Below are 16,723 nucleotides of genomic sequence, written 5' to 3' on the forward strand. Positions count from 1 at the left end.
AGATCAAAGTGTCAGGGAGTGACCGGACGCAGGTCGTCGTCCGGCAGCCAGAATACCGCGCGGCCATCCGGTGTATCCCGTTCGTCGACCTGAACGGGACGCAGCCTGCCGCCACGGCACGGACCGCCGACACACTTACCGGTGTCCGGCGCGTAAATTGCGCCGTGCGTGGCGCACATCAAGTATAAACCCGATGATTCGAAGAACTGACCCTCAGCCCAGTCGAGCTCCATCGGCACGTGCGCGCAGCGGTTCAGGTAGCCATACGCCGCGCCGTCGTAGCGGATGAAGAACACCACGGCGTCACCGCCGGCGTGCTTTGCCGCGACCCGCACGCCGGCGCCGCCGTCGACGAGTTCATTCGAGGCGCAGACCCGTACCGGCTCCATGACGGTGTCGCTCATGCGTTTTCACGCAGCCAGGCGGACAGCGCGCTCACGCTCGACGCCACGAACTTCGGCTCGAGCGCCGTCAGCGATGCGGCCGGATGCGCCCCATACGTGACGCCAATGCCCGCCGCACCAGCGTTGATCGCCATCTGCAGATCGTGCGTGGTATCCCCCACCATCACCGTACGCGCGAGGTCTTGTCCCAGTTCACGGGTCAATTCATGCAGCATGGCCGGGTGGGGCTTGGAAAAGGTTTCGTCGGCGCAGCGCGTGCCGTCGAAAAGGCTCGTGAGACGCGCCTGATCGAGCGCGCGGTTCAGGCCCACGCGGCTTTTGCCGGTCGCGACGCCCAGCAGATAGCCCTGCTCGCGCAGTTCCTGCAGCATTTCGCGGACGCCCGCGAACAGCTCGGTGGTCTGATCCTTCACCAGGTAATGGAAGCGATAACGCTCCGCGAGACGCGGATAGTCGGACGGATCGAGCGTGGGCGCCGCGATTTGCAACGCGTCGCGCAAACCAAGGCCGATCACGAAGCTGGCCGCCTCGTCCGCCGGCACCGGCAATCCCAGGTCGCGGCAGGCCGACTGGATACTGCGCGTGATGTGCGCGGTGGAATCCATCAAGGTGCCGTCCCAATCGAAGACGATCAGATCAAATTGCTCTCTAGCCATGCGTGTCCGTCTCCGGGGTTTCCCCTTGATTCAAATCATTTAATTGATCGATAAAGCGCCGGCATTCGGCTGGCAACGGCGCTTCGAACTGCAGCACTGCGCCGGTCGCAGGATGCGCGAGCTTGAGCCGATAAGCGTGCAAAAACATGCGTTTCAGGCCCGGGCGTGCATTCGTGCGGGCCAGATCCTTGTTCAGCGCGAAGTCGCCGTATTTGGCGTCCCCCACGATGGGCAGGTTCAGATGCGCAAGGTGAACCCGGATCTGATGTGTGCGCCCGGTCTTCAGTTCCGCTTCGAGCAGCGCATAGTCCGGCCAGCGTTTGACCAGATTGAAGACTGTATGCGAGGCCAAACCGTCTGCCTGGACGCGCACGCGGCGCTCGCCGTCCGCCGTCAAATATTTGTGCAGCGGTTCCTTGACGGCCCGGCGGCGCCCCCAGTCGCTCGCCCACTCACCGTGGACGCCCGCATAGTACCGTTTGTCCATGCGGTTCTCGCGAATCTGCTCGTGCAGATTGACGAGCGCCGCGCGCTTTTTGGCCAGCATCAGTACGCCCGAGGTTTCGCGGTCGAGCCGGTGCACCAGTTCCAGAAACTTCGCTTGCGGCCGCGCTTCCCGCAACTGCTCGATCACGCCGAACGCCACCCCGCTGCCACCGTGGACCGCGACGCCCGCCGGCTTGTCGATGACCAGCATGTGATCATCTTCAAAAAGAATATCGAAATGGGCGGCGGGTACGGGCGCCGCCTGCGCGGCCTCGCTGGCCTGGGCGATGCGAATGGGCGGCACGCGCACCAGATCGCCGTGTTCGAGACGGTATTGCGCGTCGACCCTGCCCTTATTTACCCGCACTTCCCCGCTACGCAGGATGCGGTAGATATGGCTTTTCGGCACGCCCTTACAGACGCGCAACAGGAAGTTGTCGATGCGCTGTCCGGCCGCACCGTCGTCGATCTCGATCATCGAGACCTGGTCACTTGCGACCGATTTCTGGGATATTTTGCCTAACTCTTTCATTCTGAATATAATTTGCCCAGCAGTCTGCGGCGGCCGGCGCAGTGTCCGGAATTCCGGCGGATTGCGCAGGTGCAAGCGATAAACAGTTATTTTACTTGCGCCCGGGTCTGGTTGCTCACCCGCATAACGAGATGCAACACGTCGTACGCACGGAGTCAGTACCCGGCAGGGACGGCGCCCACAGGCGCGTTCGGTCAAGGTCAGCTCCGACGGTAACGGAATTTTGGTAAAAAAGAATCTAACTGCGAGCCTCGGTATCGGGCGGTTTGACGCCCGGCAGGACGAGGCTTCCGGTTGCGAAAATACGGCGTGCGCCCAAGGCGTCTTGTAGAAAGTACAAGACATGGCGACGTCAAAATGAGGCGAGACACCCCCGGCGAGAAAAGACGCGCCCTCTGCGCGAACTTCCCGCTGCGGCTTGACCGCAACCTTCGACCCTCCGGTCACGCGCCCAGTTGGCGCACCGGCGCGAGTGGACGAAGGCGCATTCAGGTCAGCCGGCAAACACCCGCGGCGTGTCTGGCCGTTATTTGAAGCCGTGTTCGCATGTGCCCTGCGGCACCGTGTCCAGCTTTGATGGACCGGGCCCTCTCAGGCAATTCTCCCCGCCATTTTTCCCGCTCCAGCGTGCTTGTGAAAACACAATAAGGCGCGGCATGCCGCTGCCCTAAGCGTCTTTTGCGTCCAACAAACGCAAAGACGTGGGCAGGCCAGGCCGCTCTGGAGCCGTTCAATGAAACGCATGTTGTTCAATGCGACGCAGCAGGAAGAACTGCGCGTTGCCATCGTCGATGGGCAAAAACTCATCGATATCGACATCGAAACTGCCGGGCGCGAACAGCGCAAAGGCAATATTTACAAGGGCATCATCACCCGCATCGAGCCGTCGCTCGAAGCCTGCTTCGTCAACTACGGCGAAGACCGCCACGGCTTCTTGCCGTTCAAGGAAGTCGCCCGTCAGTATTTCCGTGACGGCGTCGACATGCGCTCCGCGCGTATCCAGGACGCCCTGAAAGAAGGTCAGGAACTGATCGTTCAGGTCGAAAAGGAAGAACGCGGCAACAAGGGCGCGGCGCTCACCACCTTCATCTCGCTCGCCGGCCGGTATCTCGTTCTGATGCCGAACAACCCGCGCGGCGGTGGCGTTTCGCGCCGGATCGAAGGCGACGACCGCCAGGAACTGCGCGAAACCATGGCGCAACTGCAATTGCCGGAAGGCATGAGCATCATCGCGCGCACGGCCGGCATCGGCCGCTCCGCCGAAGAGCTGCAGTGGGACCTGAACTACCTGATGCAACTGTGGCGCGCCATCGAAGCCGCGTCGCAAAGCGGCTCGGCCGGCCAGCCGATGCTGATTTATCTCGAATCGAGCCTGGTGATCCGCGCGATTCGCGACTATTTCCAGCCGGATATTGGCGAAATCCTCATCGACACCACCGAAATCCATGATCAGGCCCGCGCCTTCATGGATATCGTGATGCCGGATAATGTCAGCAAGGTGAAGCGGTATCACGACGATGTGCCGCTGTTCTCGCGCTTCCAGATCGAACATCAGATCGAAACCGCGTACTCGCGCACCGTGCCGCTGCCCTCGGGCGGCGCCATCGTGATCGACCACACGGAAGCGCTGGTCGCGATCGACGTGAACTCGGCGCGCGCCACCAAGGGCGCCGACATCGAGGAAACCGCCGCGCGCACCAACCTCGAAGCCGCCGACGAAGTAGCCCGCCAGTTGCGCCTGCGCGACCTGGGCGGCCTGATCGTGATCGACTTCATCGACATGGAATCGGCCAAGAGCCAACGTGAAGTCGAGCAACGTCTGAAAGACGCGCTCAAGCACGACCGTGCCCGCGTCCAGATGGGCAAGATCTCGCGCTTCGGCCTGATGGAACTGTCGCGTCAGCGTCTGCGTCCGGCCCTGTCGGAAGGCAGCCACGTGACCTGCCCGCGCTGTAACGGCACGGGCCACATCCGCGATACCGAATCGTCCGCACTGCAAGTGCTGCGGATCATTCAGGAAGAAGCGATGAAGGAAAACACCGCGGCGATCCATTGCCAGGTGCCGGTCGAAGTGACCGCCTTCCTGCTGAACGAGAAGCGTGCAGAAATCAACAAGATCGAGTCACGTTTCAAGGTCAATGTCGTCCTGATCCCGAACAAGCACCTCGACACGCCGCACTACAAGCTCGAGCGTCTGCGTCACGACGATGCGCGTCTCGACGATCCACGCGCTTCGTGGAAGATGGCCGAAGAAGCGGCCCGCGAGCTGGAATCGGAAACCGGTTACAGCAAGCGCACCGAGGAAGTGAAGCCGAAGCAGGAAGCCGCCGTGAAGGGCATCACGCCCGAGAAGCCGGCGCCGAGCGCGCCGGTTCGTCCGGCTGCCCCGGCTACGCCTGCGCCTGTCGCAGTCACGCCGGCTGGCGGTGGCTTCATTGGCTGGCTGAAGAACCTGTTTGGCATGGCGCCGGCTGCTCCGGCACCGGCGGCCCCGGCTGTCGTCGAAAAGCCGGCGCGTCCGGCTCGCGGCGATCGTCCGGAGCGCGGTGAGCGCACCGGCGAGCGTGGTGGCGACCGCAACCGCAACCGTCGTGGCGGCGCAAGCGGGCGCGATGGCGCACCGCGTGGCGAAGGCGCAGCGGTGGGCGGCCGTCAGGGTCAGCCGTCGCAGCGTCGCGAGGAACGCGAAGGGCGGGATAACCGCGAGCCGCGTGAAGGCCGCGAACCGCGCGAGGCCCGTGAGCCGCGTGAAGCACGCGAGAACCGCGAAGCGCGTGAACCGCGTGGCGGCCGTGAGGCGCGTGAGGGTCGCGAGCCGCGCGAAGGGCGTGAAGGCCGTGGTGAACGTGGCCAAGAGCGCGCTGAACGCGTCGATGCACTGGAAAGCGCGCCGCGTGGCGAGCGTCAGGAACGCGGCGAGCGCCGTGAACGTGGCGACCGCAGCGAGCGTGGTGAACCGCGTCGCAAGCAGCAACCGGAAAACGCCGAAGCGCTGGGCCTGGACGAAAACCAGACCGAGCTGCTGAATCAGGCGCAAGGTCAACCGGGCGTCGAAGGTGGCGCACCGGGCGATCAGGAAGCCGTGGCACGTGAGGGCGAAGAGCGTCGTCGTCGCCGTCGCGGTCGTCGTGGTGGCCGTCGTGAGCGTGAAGAAGAAGGCGTGACGGGCGCTGGCGGTGCAGAAAACGCCGGTGGGGAAAGTGCGAGCGTCGAAAACGAAACGGTCGGTGTGGTATCCGAGGCTCCGGCACAACAGCCGCGCCCTGCGGCACCGGTTGAAGTCGTCGTCGCAGCCGTTGCTACGGAAACCGCCGTCGTGACCGAACTGCATGCTGCAACCGAAACGCCGGTTCTGGCTGCGGAGAAGGCTGCGACCACGGAAACGCTGGTGCCGGTCGAAACGGCGCCGGTGGCTGAAGCACCAACTGAAGCACGGACTGAAGCACCGACCGAAGCACCGGCGTTCGCACAAGCTGAGCCGACGTTTGCTCCGGCTGAGCCTTTCGCACCCGCTCATCAGCCAGTAGCCCCGGCGGAACCTGCTATCAGCGAAGCTGCTGCGGCACCGGTTGCACCTGCCTTTGCCACGCCTGCGGTCGAAGCACCGGTTCATGCGCCGGCAGCGGTAGAACCGGCAGTCGCTGCGCCCGTCGTCGCCGAACGGGCGGCAGCCGAGCACGCCGCGGCTCACGCGCCTGTCAGCGAAGTCGCACCGGCAGTACAGGTTGCCGCGCCGGTCGAGACAGCGCCTGTTGTCGAACCCGTCGCTGCGCCAGCGGCCCCGCAAGCCGAAGCGCCGGCAGCGCAACCGGCCGTGACGCCGGCGCCGGTTGAAACCGCTCCGGCTCCGGTCCGCCCGGCCGCCGGCAGCGGTCTGTCGGCGGAAGCTCTCAAGCCGGTGCTGGAAAGCGCCGGCCTGATCTGGGTGAACACCGATGCCGACAAGCTGCGCGCCGCGCAGGAAGCCGCTGGACAGGCCGTCAAACCGGCCCGCGTGCCGCGCGAGCGTAAGGCGCTCCCGCCCACGGACACCGCCCCGATGCAACAGGTCGAGACGGCGAAGCACCAGCAGTAAGCCACACGCCGGCCGCGTCTAGCGGCCCGGTCGTACGAAAAGCCCGCCGTCAGGTCACTGAAGGCGGGCTTTTTGTTATACCCGTGAGGGTATTCGCCCCACTACGAGGCTCGGGGCGTTCCGTTAGAATGAATGTCTGAGCCCTCAAGAAGCAATCCATGTCCCGACGCGTCATTCCTGTTGCCGATGTCAGCGCCGTGCCGGTTTTCTCCGGCCCGTTGCAGACGCCAAGTGGCGTGCTGAGCGACGCGTTTGCGCGTCCGCTGCGCGACTTGCGCATCTCGGTGACGGATCGCTGCAATTTCCGCTGCGTGTACTGCATGCCGCGCGCGGTATTCGATAAGGATTACGCGTTCCTGCCGCACAGCGCGCTGCTGAGCTTCGAGGAAATCACCCGGCTCGCGAGCCTGTTCGTGGCGCACGGCGTCGAGAAAATCCGTCTGACCGGCGGCGAGCCGCTGCTGCGCAAAAACATCGAATTCCTGATCGATCACCTCGCGCGCCTCAAAACGCCCGAAGGTCGCCCGCTCGATCTGACGCTCACCACTAACGGCTCGCTGCTCGCCCGCAAGGCGCGCAGTTTGAAGGACGCTGGTTTGACGCGCGTCACCGTGAGCCTCGACGCGCTCGACGACACGCTGTTCCGCCGCATGAACGACGCCGATTTCGCGGTCGATGACGTCCTCGAAGGCATCGCCGCCGCCCACGCGGTCGGCCTCGCGCCGGTGAAGGTCAACATGGTGGTCAAGCGCGGCACCAACGACATGGAAATCGTGCCGATGGCGCGCCACTTCAAAGGCACCGGCACGGTGTTGCGCTTCATCGAATACATGGACGTGGGCACCTCGAACGGCTGGAACATGGCCGAAGTCCTGCCGTCCGCAGAAGTGATTGCACGCATCGACGAGCACTTTCCGCTCGTGCCGCTCGAAGCCCATAGCGCGTCGGAAACGGCGCAACGTTGGGGCTACGCGGACGGCAGCGGCGAGATCGGCGTGATTTCCAGCGTCACGCGCGCGTTCTGCACAAGCTGCACACGCGCCCGGCTTTCCACGGAAGGCAAGCTGTACCTGTGCCTGTTCGCTTCCGCCGGGCACGATCTGCGTACGCTGCTGCGCAACGGTGCGGACGACGCGGCGATTGCCTCCGCGCTCGCCCACATCTGGCAGGCCCGCACCGACCGCTACTCGCAGCTGCGCGGTAGCGGCGCTGACGCGTCACAGGCAGCGCATGAACCGCGCGTCGAGATGTCGTACATCGGCGGTTGATGCCGTCTCTCCATCCCCGGCTACCTTGCCCATGAGCCCGACGCCTGCGCAGATCACCGGCCTCGTCCTCGCCGGCGGGCGCGGCACCCGCATGGGCGGAGTCGACAAGGGTCTGCAACGGCTGCATGGCGAGCCACTCGCCGCCCACGTGATAAAACGGCTCGCCCCGCAAACCGGCGCGCTCCTCATCAGCGCCAATCGCAACACCGCGGCGTACGCCGAGTTGGCCGCACCCTATGGCGCGAGGGTCGTGGCCGACACGCTGCCGGGATTCCCCGGACCCCTCGCCGGCCTGCTGGCCGGCTTGCGCGCCGCCGGCACCGAGTTCGTGCTGAGCGCACCATGCGACTCGCCGGGTCTGCCGGACGATCTCGCCGCCCGTCTCTCAGAGGCATTGGCCACGCATGGCGCCGACATCGCGACCGTCACCACTCGCGACAGCCACGGCACGCCCTCGATTCACCCCGTTTTCGCCCTGCTGCGCACCTCTCTCGCGGACGACCTCGCGGCCTTTCTGGACGCGGGCGAACGCAAGGTGCGCGCGTGGTACGCACGCCACAAGACGGTGGAAGTCGCCTTTCCGGACGAGCGCACGTTTTACAATATCAATTCTTTGCAAGAACTTGCCGGGCTAGAGCGACCGTAAATAGAATGATCGGCGCCCCGGCCCTGGCCGAAGTCCTGCTCCCGTCGCACAGCGGCAACCGCGTCCTCATGCGACCGCCGTCTGCGGCCCACCGGATCAGGCCGACCGCCTCGACCGACGCATCCTGTCGCGACGCTCCTCCATTCATGACCACGCTCAACGAATTCTCCAGCTGCGTCACCCAATACGATCCACAGGCGCTGCCGGTCACGGCGGCTCAGGCTATCGTGCGCGAGTGGGCCACGCCCGTCACGGCCATTGAACACGTGCCGCTGCACGAGGCACTGGATCGGGTGCTGGCGCAAGACATCGTCTCGCCGTGTAACGTGCCCGCGCACGACAACTCCGCCATGGACGGCTACGCGTTTCAAGGCGCGGCGCTCGGAGCACAGGGCGGCACGGTCGAACTCAGCGTGGCGGGCAAGGCACTGGCGGGCCATCCGTTCAACGGTCCGGTAGGCCTATCGGCCTGCGTGCGGGTCATGACCGGTGCGAGCCTGCCGCAGGGTTGCGATACAGTGGTGCCGCAGGAACTCGTCACACGCGTCGGCGAAACCATTCGCTTCGGCACAAACGAGGTCCGCGCCGGCGCCAACCGCCGCCTTGCCGGTGAGGATCTCGCCCGTGGCAGCGCGGCGTTGCGCGCCGGGCGTATTTTGCGCCCCTCGGACCTCGGGCTGATCGCGTCGCTCGGCATCGCCGAAGTGCCGGTACGGCGCCGTCTGCGCGTCGCATTCTTCTCGACCGGCGACGAATTGCGCTCGCTCGGCGAATCGCTGGATCCCGGCTGCGTCTATGACAGCAACCGCCACACGCTGTTTGCGATGCTGCGCCGTCTGAATATCGACCCGCTCGATCTGGGCGTGGTGCGCGACCATCCCGAAGCGCTCGAAAAAGCCCTGCGCAATGCGGCCGCGAGTGCCGACGTGGTGCTGACCTCGGGCGGCGTTTCGGTCGGTGAAGCCGATCTGACCAAGCAGCTTCTGCAAACCTTCGGCGATGTCGCGTTCTGGAGCCTCGCCATGCGCCCTGGCCGTCCGCTCGCGTTTGGACGGGTGTGGTCGGGCGAGCGACCGGGCGTCGGCTTGCCCGCGCTGTTTTTTGGTCTGCCGGGCAACCCGGTTGCGGTGATGGTGACCTTCTATCAGATCGTGCGCGAAGCGCTGCTGGTCATGTCCGGCGCAACCGCGCAGCCGGTGCCGCTGATACAGGCAACGAGCAGCGAGCCAATTCGCAAACGCGCGGGGCGCACCGAATATCAGCGCGGCGTTGCCCGCCGCAACGCACGCGGCCAATGGCAGGTCACGCCAACCGGCTCGCAAAGTTCCGGTGTGCTAAGTTCCATGAGCGAAGCCAATTGCTTTATCGTGCTGGCGCATGAACGCTCCGACGTGAGCGTCGGCGAAAGCGTGGACATCATGCTGTTCGACGGCCTGATCTGATCGCAGCGGCTAAAATAAGCCGGCTTGAACGAGCCGGCCGCCGCTCTCTTTCCGACTCTCTATCAACATTACGACCAACGGTTTGCACTACATGAAAAAACAGATCTCGTTCATTGCACCCGGACAGACTGCCAAGGCGCTCATTCTCGTGTACCTGACCTTCAGCGTGCCTATCGTGCTGCTCGGCGTGCTGGTGGCGTTTATCCGCTACGGGTCGGTTGAGTTGACCACGGTGTTCAGCGCGCTGCTGCTGAATGCCATTCTCGGCTTCATCCTGCTGTGGATCGCCTGCCACGCCTACAACTGGGTGGCTTCGCGTTTCGGCGGCATCGAGATCCAGTTGACCGACGCGCCCGAGGAAGCCTGATGGCCGCTACCATTCGCAGCGCCACGCCGGCCGATGTCGGTGCCATCTTTTCGTTGATGCTCGAACTGGCCGAGTTCGAGAAGCTCACGCACCTGTTCGTTGCGACGCACGAAGGTGTGCACGACGCGCTGTTTGGCGCGCGGCCCTCGTCGGAAGCAATGGTGGCAGAAGGAGAAGATGGGCGCATCGTCGCCTATGCCCTCTTCTTCCATAATTTCTCCACCTTCCTTGGCCGGCGCGGGTTGTACCTCGAAGATCTGTATGTGCAGCCGTCGCAACGCGGCAGCGGCCTCGGCACCCGCATGTTGCGGCAACTGGCCGCGTTGGCCGTGGAGCGGCAATGCGGGCGCTTCGAGTGGACCGTGCTGGACTGGAATCAGCCCGCTATCGACTTCTACGAAAAGATGGGTGCCACCGTGTTGCCGGACTGGCGGGTGGTGCGCATGACCGGTGACGCGCTGGATGCATTGGCTGCGAGTGGTTCGGTCCAGGGCGGCTGACGCTCAGCCAGCCGCGTTCTCATTCATCTGCATCCGAGCCCAGCAGCGCGTCTCCGAGAAGGCCACTCGCCTCGTCACCGGGCAACGCTTCCACGTCGCGCAGTTTGCGATTCATCATCCGGGTGCGCGTTTCTGCGGCTTCGATGGAACGCGTGACCGTCTCCAGCTGCGTTTTGGTTCTCGCCAGCACGTCGCCGAATTTGCCGAACTCGGTCTTCACCGCACCCAACACCTGCCATACCTCGCTCGAGCGCTTTTCGATGGCAAGGGTGCGGAATCCCATCTGCAAACTGTTGAGCAGCGCGGTCAGCGTGGTCGGGCCGGCAATCGTCACGCGGTAGTCGCGTTGCAGCAGATCGGTGAGTCCCGGACGACGCAAGATCTCGGCGTAAAGTCCTTCGGTGGGCAGGAACAGCAAGGCGAAGTCCGTCGTGTGGGGCGGCGAAACGTATTTCTGCGAGATGGTGCGCGCTTCAGCGCGAATGCGCGCTTCGAGCGCCCGCGACGCCTCTTCCACCGCAGCCGGATCAGCCCGCTCCTGCGCCTCGATCAGGCGTTCGTAGTCTTCGCGCGGGAACTTGGCGTCGATCGGCAACCAGACCGGAACCGCCGTGCCGTCCTGTTCCCGGCGCCCCGGCAGCTTGATCGCGAATTCCACCCGCTCATTGCTTTGCGGCACCGTCGCGATGTTCTTCGCGTACTGATCCGCCGTGAGCAGTTGCTCCAGCAGCGCTTCGAGCTGCACTTCGCCCCACGTGCCGCGTGTCTTGACGTTGGTTAGCACCTTCTTCAGATCACCGACGCCGGCAGCCAGGCTCTGCATCTCACCCAGGCCGCGATGCACCTGCTCCAGTCGCTCGGAGACCTGCTTGAACGATTCACCCAGGCGCTGCTCCAGGGTGGCGTGCAGTTTCTCGTCCACGGTGCGGCGCATTTCTTCGAGCTTGACCGAATTGTTCGCCTCGATGTCCTTCAGACGCTGCTCGATCGTGGCCCGTACCTCGGCGAAGCGCCGGTCGTTTGCTTCGGTGAGCTGCCCTAACTGGGTGGTGAGCGTTTCGCCGAAACGCGTGAGCGCCGCCGCCTGTTCTTCGCGCGCCTGCTGAGCCTGTTGTTGCACGCTGTGCCGCACGGCCTCGAGCTGCTGCGCGTTCGTGTCCGTGAGCTTGACGAGTTGTTGCGCGAACCCGTCTATCTTGCCGCCCTGCAGCGTCGCCATGCTGGTGAACTGCGTCGTGAGCGTTTGCTGGAAGGTCGACAGCCCACCGTTCAACTCAGCGCGCGAGACACGCGCGGTTTCCGTGATCTCACTGCGCAGTTCGCGTTCCAGGCGCTCAAACGCGCGGGTTTGTACCGCGCCCGTGGCGCCGATGTGATCGCCCAGTTCGTCGAGCCGCGTATCGAGATCGCCCTGCTGGTTGTCGCGTCGCAACGCCCACACCAACGCCAGCAACGCGATCAGCAGTGCAATGGCCAGCCCCGCGACCGCCGCGGGCAACATCATCGTCATACGCGCGCCTTGCCCAGCACTTCCGGGTTGATCGGGTTAGCGGGACGGCCCGCATTGGGCCCTTCGCCGAGCGCGGCGATCAGGTTGTCGGCGGCGAGATTGGCCATCGCGCGACGCGTGGCCTCCGTGGCGCTGGCAATGTGCGGTGCCAGCACGACATTCGGCACCGTCAGCAGCGCCGGGTTCAGATTCGGCTCACCCTCGTACACATCGAGACCGGCCGCTGCAATGCGCTTCGCGCGCAATGCTTCAGCCAGCGCCGCGTCGTCGACAATGCCGCCGCGGGCAATGTTGGTGAGCGTGGCGGTCGGTTTCATCAAGGCCAGTTCGGCCGCGCCGATCGTGTGATGATTTTCCTTCGTATAGGGCAGCACGAGCACGACGTGATCGGCACGCCGCAGCAGTTCCTCTTTCGACACGTACTGCGCGTTCAACTCGGCCTCGATCTGCGGCGCCACCTGTGAACGGTTGTGATAAAGCACCTGCATGTTGAAACCACGCGCGCGGCGCGCGAGCGCCTGGCCGATGCGGCCCATGCCGATCACACCCAACGTGGAACCGTGAATATCCGAGCCGAGAAAACCGTCATACGCCCACTTCTGCCAGTGCCCCGCGCGCAGCCAGTGCTCCGATTCGGCAATGCGGCGCGCCGCTGCCATCATCAGTGCCCAGCCAAAGTCGGCGGTGGATTCGTTCAGCACATCCGGCGTATTGGTGCCGAGCACGTTCGACGCGTTGAAGGCGGCCATGTCGAAGTTGTTGTAGCCCACCGCCATGTTTGCCACGACGCGCAGACGCGGCGCCGCGGACAACACAGCCGGGCCGACCGGGTCGCCGGCGGTCAGCGCGCCGTCCTTGTCGGCGAGGCGGCGCGCGAATTCGTCGGCGGACAGTACGTCACCGTTGTTCCAGTCGACCTCGAAATACTGTTCGAGACGTTCGATCACGTCCGGAAAGATGGGACGTGCGACGAGGATCTTCTGCATTGCAATTCTCCGAAAAGCGCACTGGGATAGCCGATCCGCCAGTGCCATCAAACGCTAAAAGAACAGCCAGCCCGTCACGAAAAACAACGGTATGAGGACGACCGCCGACCACCCGAGATAACCGAAAAAACTGGGCATGCGAATGCCGCGCGACTCGGCAATCGCCTTCACCATGAAGTTGGGGGCGTTGCCGATATAGCTGTTTGCGCCCATGAACACCGCGCCCGCCGAGATCGCGGCCAGCGTCGTGGCGCCCGTGGTCATCAAGGTCTGCGCGTCGCCCCCCGCCAGGTTGAAGAACACCAGATAGGTTGGCGCATTGTCGAGAAACGAGGACAGCAGCCCGGTGGCCCAGAAAAACATGGCGTCGTGCGGCTCACCGGATGGATGGTGAACCACATGAAGCAGCCCGGCAAACGCGCCGGCTTCACCCGCCCGCAAGATGGTGATGACCGGCGCGATGGTCACGAAGATGCCGGCGAACAGCTTGGCGACTTCTTCGATGGGCGCCCAGTTGAAGTCATTGCCCTCGCGTGCCGTGCGCGGCGTCACGGCTAGCGACAGCAGCGTCACCGCGATCAGCGCCACGTCGCGCACCAGGTTTTGCAGCGCGACCGACGTGCCGAACACGTCGAACTCGACACCGGGTTTCCATAAGCCGCTCATCAGCACGAGGACGATGATCGCTGCCAGCAGCCAGAAATTGATCTTGCCGTCGACACTCAGCGCGAGCGAACCCGGCGTGACTTCAGACGAGGCTGGACGCGTGTCCTCGCGCCGATGATAGAAGTACGAGTCCAGCACGTAGAACGTCAGCAGCAACACGACGCAGACAAACAGCATGGGCAAAGCCAGGTGCGTGGTGGTCCAGAAAAAACTGACGCCATTCAGAAAGCCGAGAAACAGCGGCGGGTCGCCCAGCGGCGACAGCGAACCACCAGCATTGGCGACCAGGAAGATGAAGAACACCACGATATGCACGACATGCTGACGGCTTTGATTGGCGCGCAGCAAAGGACGGATCAGCAGCATCGCCGCGCCGGTCGTGCCCATGATGCTGGCGAACAGCGTGCCCAGCGCGAGAATGATCGTATTCAGCCGCGGCGAACCGCGCAGGTCGCCGCGTAGACAAATGCCCCCGGCAACGGTGTAGAGCGCGGTGAGCAGCACGATGAACGGCACGTACTCCTCGAGCATGGCATGGACGAACGTGCCGAACGCGAGGCCTACGCCGAACGAGATGGCGAACGGCACGAGAAACACGACGGCCCACGCCGCTGCGATCTTGCCGAAATGGTGGTGCCAGAAAGCCGGCGCGATGAGGGGAAACAGTGCGATGGACAGCAGCACGCCGGCGAACGGCACACCCCACCACGCGGATAGCGTGGCGCCGTCGAGCGTGGCGGCCGCAGCGACGCGTGGCAGGAACGCAAACAAGGTGGCGATCAGCAGGATCATCGCACCGGCGTGCCGCTTCGCGAAGCCGTGCTCAGGCTGCCTCGCTCGCGCGCAAGCCTGCGCGCAGACACGCTCGGGTGAGGTGCTCTGCGTCGAGCCACTGCAAATATGCGGCGATATGAAGCTCACGCGCCGCGCACCACGATGACGTGAACGCGATATGGGCCATGCGCGCCGAGCACAATGGTCTGCTCGATATCGCCGGTGCGCGACGGACCCGAGATGAAGTTGACCGCGCGCGGCGGTTCGCCCCGTTCGGCGCGGATCAGACTGAACGCGTCTTCATGACCGGCGACGATGCGCGACGCCGGCACGATCGCGATATGCGTTTCCGGCAACAACCCGGCCGACGCATAAGTCTCAGGCCCGGACAACAGGACGAGCGAGCCGGTCTCAGCCGTCGCGCAAAAACAGCCGGTGATACCGACCCGATCGCTATCTTCAGGCTTGCGAAATTCCACCGTGAGGCCTGCGGCGGACCAGTCGAGATCCTGCAGTGTTTGCCATGCGATTGCCTGCAACGGCAAGCCACACTCGGTCAGATAACGGTGCGCCGCAGCGGGTGCGTCGTGCAGCGCGTCGACGCTCTCTACCGTGGTCGACATCCTTAGCGCCTGCTCGATGAAGTGCGTGACGAGGTCGTCCGGCAAGGGCGGACGCGGACCTTGGGGATGACGCGCGAGATAGTCCGCGGCGGCTTCGCGCTCGGAAGCGGACGGCTCGTCTTCGCGTCCCTGCGCGGCGCGGATGCGCGCCAGAATCTGGCGGCGAGCGATCGATGTATCCATGACGTAGGTCCTTGCGAAGTGGCCGGCCTGGTAGCCGTACCGTACCGCGAGGATTATACCGGCGGCCCCGCGCGCAAACAGTCGGCCAGATGGCCAGGCCAAGGGTCCGGACAAGCGTGCGTGGAGCACGCCGCCGAACACATGCCAAGTACCACTCGCCAGCGTTACGGCGTGGTTTCCTCGTCCGGCTGCTTGATGCCGAACACCTGGCGCAGATACGCCAGATAGGCCTTGTCGTCGCACATGTTCTTGCCCGGCGAGTCGGACAGTTTGGCCACCGGCTGACCATTGCAGCGAACCATCTTGATGACGATCTGCAGCGGGTTGTAGCCGAGGTCGTTGGTCAGATTGGTGCCGACCCCGAAGGCAAGCTTGCAGCGGCCCCGGAAGCGTTCGTACAGTTGCAGGACCTTGGGAATGTCGAGCGCGTCGGAGAACACCAGGATCTTCGTGCGCGGATCGCAGCGGTTCGCTTCGTAGTGCTTCAGCAGGCGCTCGCCCCATTCGAACGGGTCGCCGGAGTCATGCCGCGCGCCGTCAAACAGCTTGCAGAAGTACATGTCGAAATCGCGCAGGAACGCTTCCATGCCGTACACGTCAGAAAGCGCGATGCCCAGATCGCCGCGATATTCCTTCGCCCACATCTCGAAGCCGAAGATCTGCGAATCGCGCAGCCGCGGACCCAGCGCCTGGCAGGCCTGCAGGTATTCATGCGCCATCGTGCCGAGTGGCGTGAGGCCATGCTTCATCGCGTAGAAGACGTTGCTCGTGCCGGTGAACTGTTCGCCGAGGTCGTCTTTCAGCGTGAGGATCACTTCCTCGTGCCAGCGCTTCGAAAAACGACGCCGCGTGCCGTAGTCGGCAATCTTGCAGTCCGCGAATTCGGGCCGTGCACCCAGCAGCTTGATCTTCTCGCCAAGGCGCTCGCGGCCCTCGCCATAGGCCGGCTGTTGCTGCGTGTTGCGGAAATAGACTTCGTTGACGATCGCGAGCACCGGAATCTCGAACAGGATCGTATGCAGCCACGGACCCTTGATCTCGATGTCGATTTCGCCGTTGCCCTTGGGCGAAGGCGTGATCGAAATGTACTTTTCGCTCAGATGGAAGAGCGCCAGGAACTCGATGAAGTCGCCCTTGATGAAGCGCATGCGGCGCAGGTAATCCAGCTCGCTGTCGGTGAAGCGCAGGTCGCAGAGCTTGCGCACTTCATCGCGAATCTCGTCCACGTAGGGCACGAGATCGACGCCAGGGGTCCGGCAACGAAAGCGGTATTCGACGCTCGCGGCAGGGAAATGATGCAGAACCACCTGCATCATCGTGAACTTGTACAGATCAGTGTCGAGCAGCGAAGTAATAATCATGATGGTGCGAACCGGGACTGCGGGAAACGGAGGACCGGACATGGCTCACGCGCGGCCAGTGCCTGGTCCTTGTGAGACCAGGCGGGGCACCATGTGGGTCCATGCGCCTGTGGCACGCCCCTGCGCGCCAGCTTGACGCATGTTACCCGAATGCGCCGCGGGATATGACTGAAGGGTCATCCGGGCGCGCCATAAACTAATCACGAAATCGTATAAACCGGCTGAAGCGTCAGTACATACGCCT

At 64.1% G+C, this 16,723-nt stretch carries 14 protein-coding genes; 6 read left to right on the forward strand and 8 right to left on the reverse strand.

Translation table 11 applies throughout. The annotated features are described in order from the left end of the window. Window positions 1–11: 11 nt before the first annotated feature. The 3 genes from D0B32_RS16975 to D0B32_RS16985 are packed head-to-tail and all read right to left on the reverse strand — an operon-like array spanning window position 12 to window position 2,078. The gene (locus D0B32_RS16975) at window positions 12–404 is read right to left on the reverse strand and encodes a Rieske 2Fe-2S domain-containing protein (protein WP_117335140.1); all 393 of its coding nucleotides are present in this window, start codon (window positions 402–404) and stop codon (window positions 12–14) included. Next, window positions 401–1,060: an HAD-IIIA family hydrolase gene (locus tag D0B32_RS16980; RefSeq protein WP_117335141.1), complete on the reverse strand. Its 660-nt coding sequence runs from the start codon at window positions 1,058–1,060 to the stop codon at window positions 401–403. The genes D0B32_RS16975 and D0B32_RS16980 overlap by 4 nt, the downstream gene beginning before the upstream one ends. Then, window positions 1,053–2,078 (reverse strand): RluA family pseudouridine synthase, encoded by a 1,026-nt coding sequence (locus D0B32_RS16985; RefSeq protein WP_117335142.1) that lies wholly within the window; start codon window positions 2,076–2,078, stop codon window positions 1,053–1,055. Before D0B32_RS16985 ends, D0B32_RS16980 begins: the two co-directional genes overlap by 8 nt. A gap of 733 nt (window positions 2,079–2,811) precedes the next feature. Between D0B32_RS16985 and D0B32_RS16990 the strand changes: the two genes are divergently transcribed. From D0B32_RS16990 to D0B32_RS17015, 6 genes are all read left to right on the forward strand, one after another. Further along, entirely contained in the window at window positions 2,812–6,153 is a 3,342-nt protein-coding gene (locus D0B32_RS16990) for an Rne/Rng family ribonuclease (RefSeq protein WP_117335143.1), read from the forward strand. Window positions 6,154–6,311: 158 nt separating this feature from the next. Then, window positions 6,312–7,421, forward strand: coding sequence for a GTP 3',8-cyclase MoaA (moaA, locus tag D0B32_RS16995; RefSeq protein WP_117335144.1), 1,110 nt, complete (start codon window positions 6,312–6,314; stop codon window positions 7,419–7,421). Window positions 7,422–7,452: 31 nt separating this feature from the next. After that, window positions 7,453–8,067, forward strand: coding sequence for a molybdenum cofactor guanylyltransferase MobA (gene mobA / locus D0B32_RS17000; protein ID WP_117335145.1), 615 nt, complete (start codon window positions 7,453–7,455; stop codon window positions 8,065–8,067). 146 nt (window positions 8,068–8,213) lie between these two features. Beyond that, window positions 8,214–9,509 carry a gephyrin-like molybdotransferase Glp gene (gene glp, locus D0B32_RS17005; RefSeq protein WP_117335146.1) on the forward strand — a complete coding sequence of 432 codons (1,296 nt, stop codon included), beginning with the start codon at window positions 8,214–8,216 and terminating at the stop codon, window positions 9,507–9,509. A 91-nt stretch (window positions 9,510–9,600) separates the two neighbouring features. After that, a complete protein-coding gene (locus D0B32_RS17010; RefSeq protein WP_117335147.1) occupies window positions 9,601–9,876 on the forward strand; it encodes a hypothetical protein in 276 nt (91 codons plus the stop codon). Further along, window positions 9,876–10,376 (forward strand): GNAT family N-acetyltransferase, encoded by a 501-nt coding sequence (locus D0B32_RS17015; RefSeq protein ID WP_117335148.1) that lies wholly within the window; start codon window positions 9,876–9,878, stop codon window positions 10,374–10,376. Before D0B32_RS17010 ends, D0B32_RS17015 begins: the two co-directional genes overlap by 1 nt. 19 nt (window positions 10,377–10,395) lie before the next feature. Here D0B32_RS17015 and D0B32_RS17020 read toward each other — a convergent pair whose 3' ends face one another. The 5 genes from D0B32_RS17020 to pncB form a co-directional block, all read right to left on the reverse strand. Continuing rightward, on the reverse strand, window positions 10,396–11,886 hold the full coding sequence (locus tag D0B32_RS17020) for a DNA recombination protein RmuC (protein WP_117335149.1): 1,491 nt from the start codon (window positions 11,884–11,886) through the stop codon (window positions 10,396–10,398). Further along, the gene (locus tag D0B32_RS17025; RefSeq protein WP_117335150.1) at window positions 11,883–12,872 is read right to left on the reverse strand and encodes a D-glycerate dehydrogenase; all 990 of its coding nucleotides are present in this window, start codon (window positions 12,870–12,872) and stop codon (window positions 11,883–11,885) included. The genes D0B32_RS17020 and D0B32_RS17025 overlap by 4 nt, the downstream gene beginning before the upstream one ends. 54 nt (window positions 12,873–12,926) lie before the next feature. Next, window positions 12,927–14,330, reverse strand: coding sequence for a sodium:proton antiporter (locus tag D0B32_RS17030; RefSeq protein ID WP_117335151.1), 1,404 nt, complete (start codon window positions 14,328–14,330; stop codon window positions 12,927–12,929). A 125-nt stretch (window positions 14,331–14,455) separates the two neighbouring features. Continuing rightward, window positions 14,456–15,118: a lactate utilization protein C gene (locus D0B32_RS17035; RefSeq protein WP_117335152.1), complete on the reverse strand. Its 663-nt coding sequence runs from the start codon at window positions 15,116–15,118 to the stop codon at window positions 14,456–14,458. A gap of 164 nt (window positions 15,119–15,282) precedes the next feature. Beyond that, window positions 15,283–16,479, reverse strand: a complete 1,197-nt coding sequence (gene pncB / locus D0B32_RS17040) for a nicotinate phosphoribosyltransferase (protein WP_117335153.1) — start codon at window positions 16,477–16,479, stop codon at window positions 15,283–15,285. Between the last annotated feature and the right edge of the window lie 244 nt (window positions 16,480–16,723).

Origin of the sequence: Paraburkholderia sp. DHOC27 (assembly GCF_003429005.1) — a bacterium.
Taxonomy (GTDB): Bacteria; Pseudomonadota; Gammaproteobacteria; order Burkholderiales; family Burkholderiaceae; genus Paraburkholderia.

Coding starts and splice junctions, on each gene's coding strand:
- D0B32_RS17025 (WP_117335150.1), bottom strand. CDS start 12,872: ATGCAGAAGATCCTCGTCGCACGTCCCATCTTTCCGGACGTGATCGAA.
- D0B32_RS17010 (WP_117335147.1), top strand. CDS start 9,601: ATGAAAAAACAGATCTCGTTCATTGCACCCGGACAGACTGCCAAGGCG.
- pncB (WP_117335153.1), bottom strand. CDS start 16,479: ATGATTATTACTTCGCTGCTCGACACTGATCTGTACAAGTTCACGATG.
- D0B32_RS16985 (WP_117335142.1), bottom strand. CDS start 2,078: ATGAAAGAGTTAGGCAAAATATCCCAGAAATCGGTCGCAAGTGACCAG.
- D0B32_RS16990 (WP_117335143.1), top strand. CDS start 2,812: ATGAAACGCATGTTGTTCAATGCGACGCAGCAGGAAGAACTGCGCGTT.
- D0B32_RS16980 (WP_117335141.1), bottom strand. CDS start 1,060: ATGGCTAGAGAGCAATTTGATCTGATCGTCTTCGATTGGGACGGCACC.
- mobA (WP_117335145.1), top strand. CDS start 7,453: ATGAGCCCGACGCCTGCGCAGATCACCGGCCTCGTCCTCGCCGGCGGG.
- moaA (WP_117335144.1), top strand. CDS start 6,312: ATGTCCCGACGCGTCATTCCTGTTGCCGATGTCAGCGCCGTGCCGGTT.
- D0B32_RS17020 (WP_117335149.1), bottom strand. CDS start 11,886: ATGACGATGATGTTGCCCGCGGCGGTCGCGGGGCTGGCCATTGCACTG.
- D0B32_RS16975 (WP_117335140.1), bottom strand. CDS start 404: ATGAGCGACACCGTCATGGAGCCGGTACGGGTCTGCGCCTCGAATGAA.
- D0B32_RS17030 (WP_117335151.1), bottom strand. CDS start 14,330: ATGATCCTGCTGATCGCCACCTTGTTTGCGTTCCTGCCACGCGTCGCT.
- D0B32_RS17035 (WP_117335152.1), bottom strand. CDS start 15,118: ATGGATACATCGATCGCTCGCCGCCAGATTCTGGCGCGCATCCGCGCC.
- D0B32_RS17015 (WP_117335148.1), top strand. CDS start 9,876: ATGGCCGCTACCATTCGCAGCGCCACGCCGGCCGATGTCGGTGCCATC.
- glp (WP_117335146.1), top strand. CDS start 8,214: ATGACCACGCTCAACGAATTCTCCAGCTGCGTCACCCAATACGATCCA.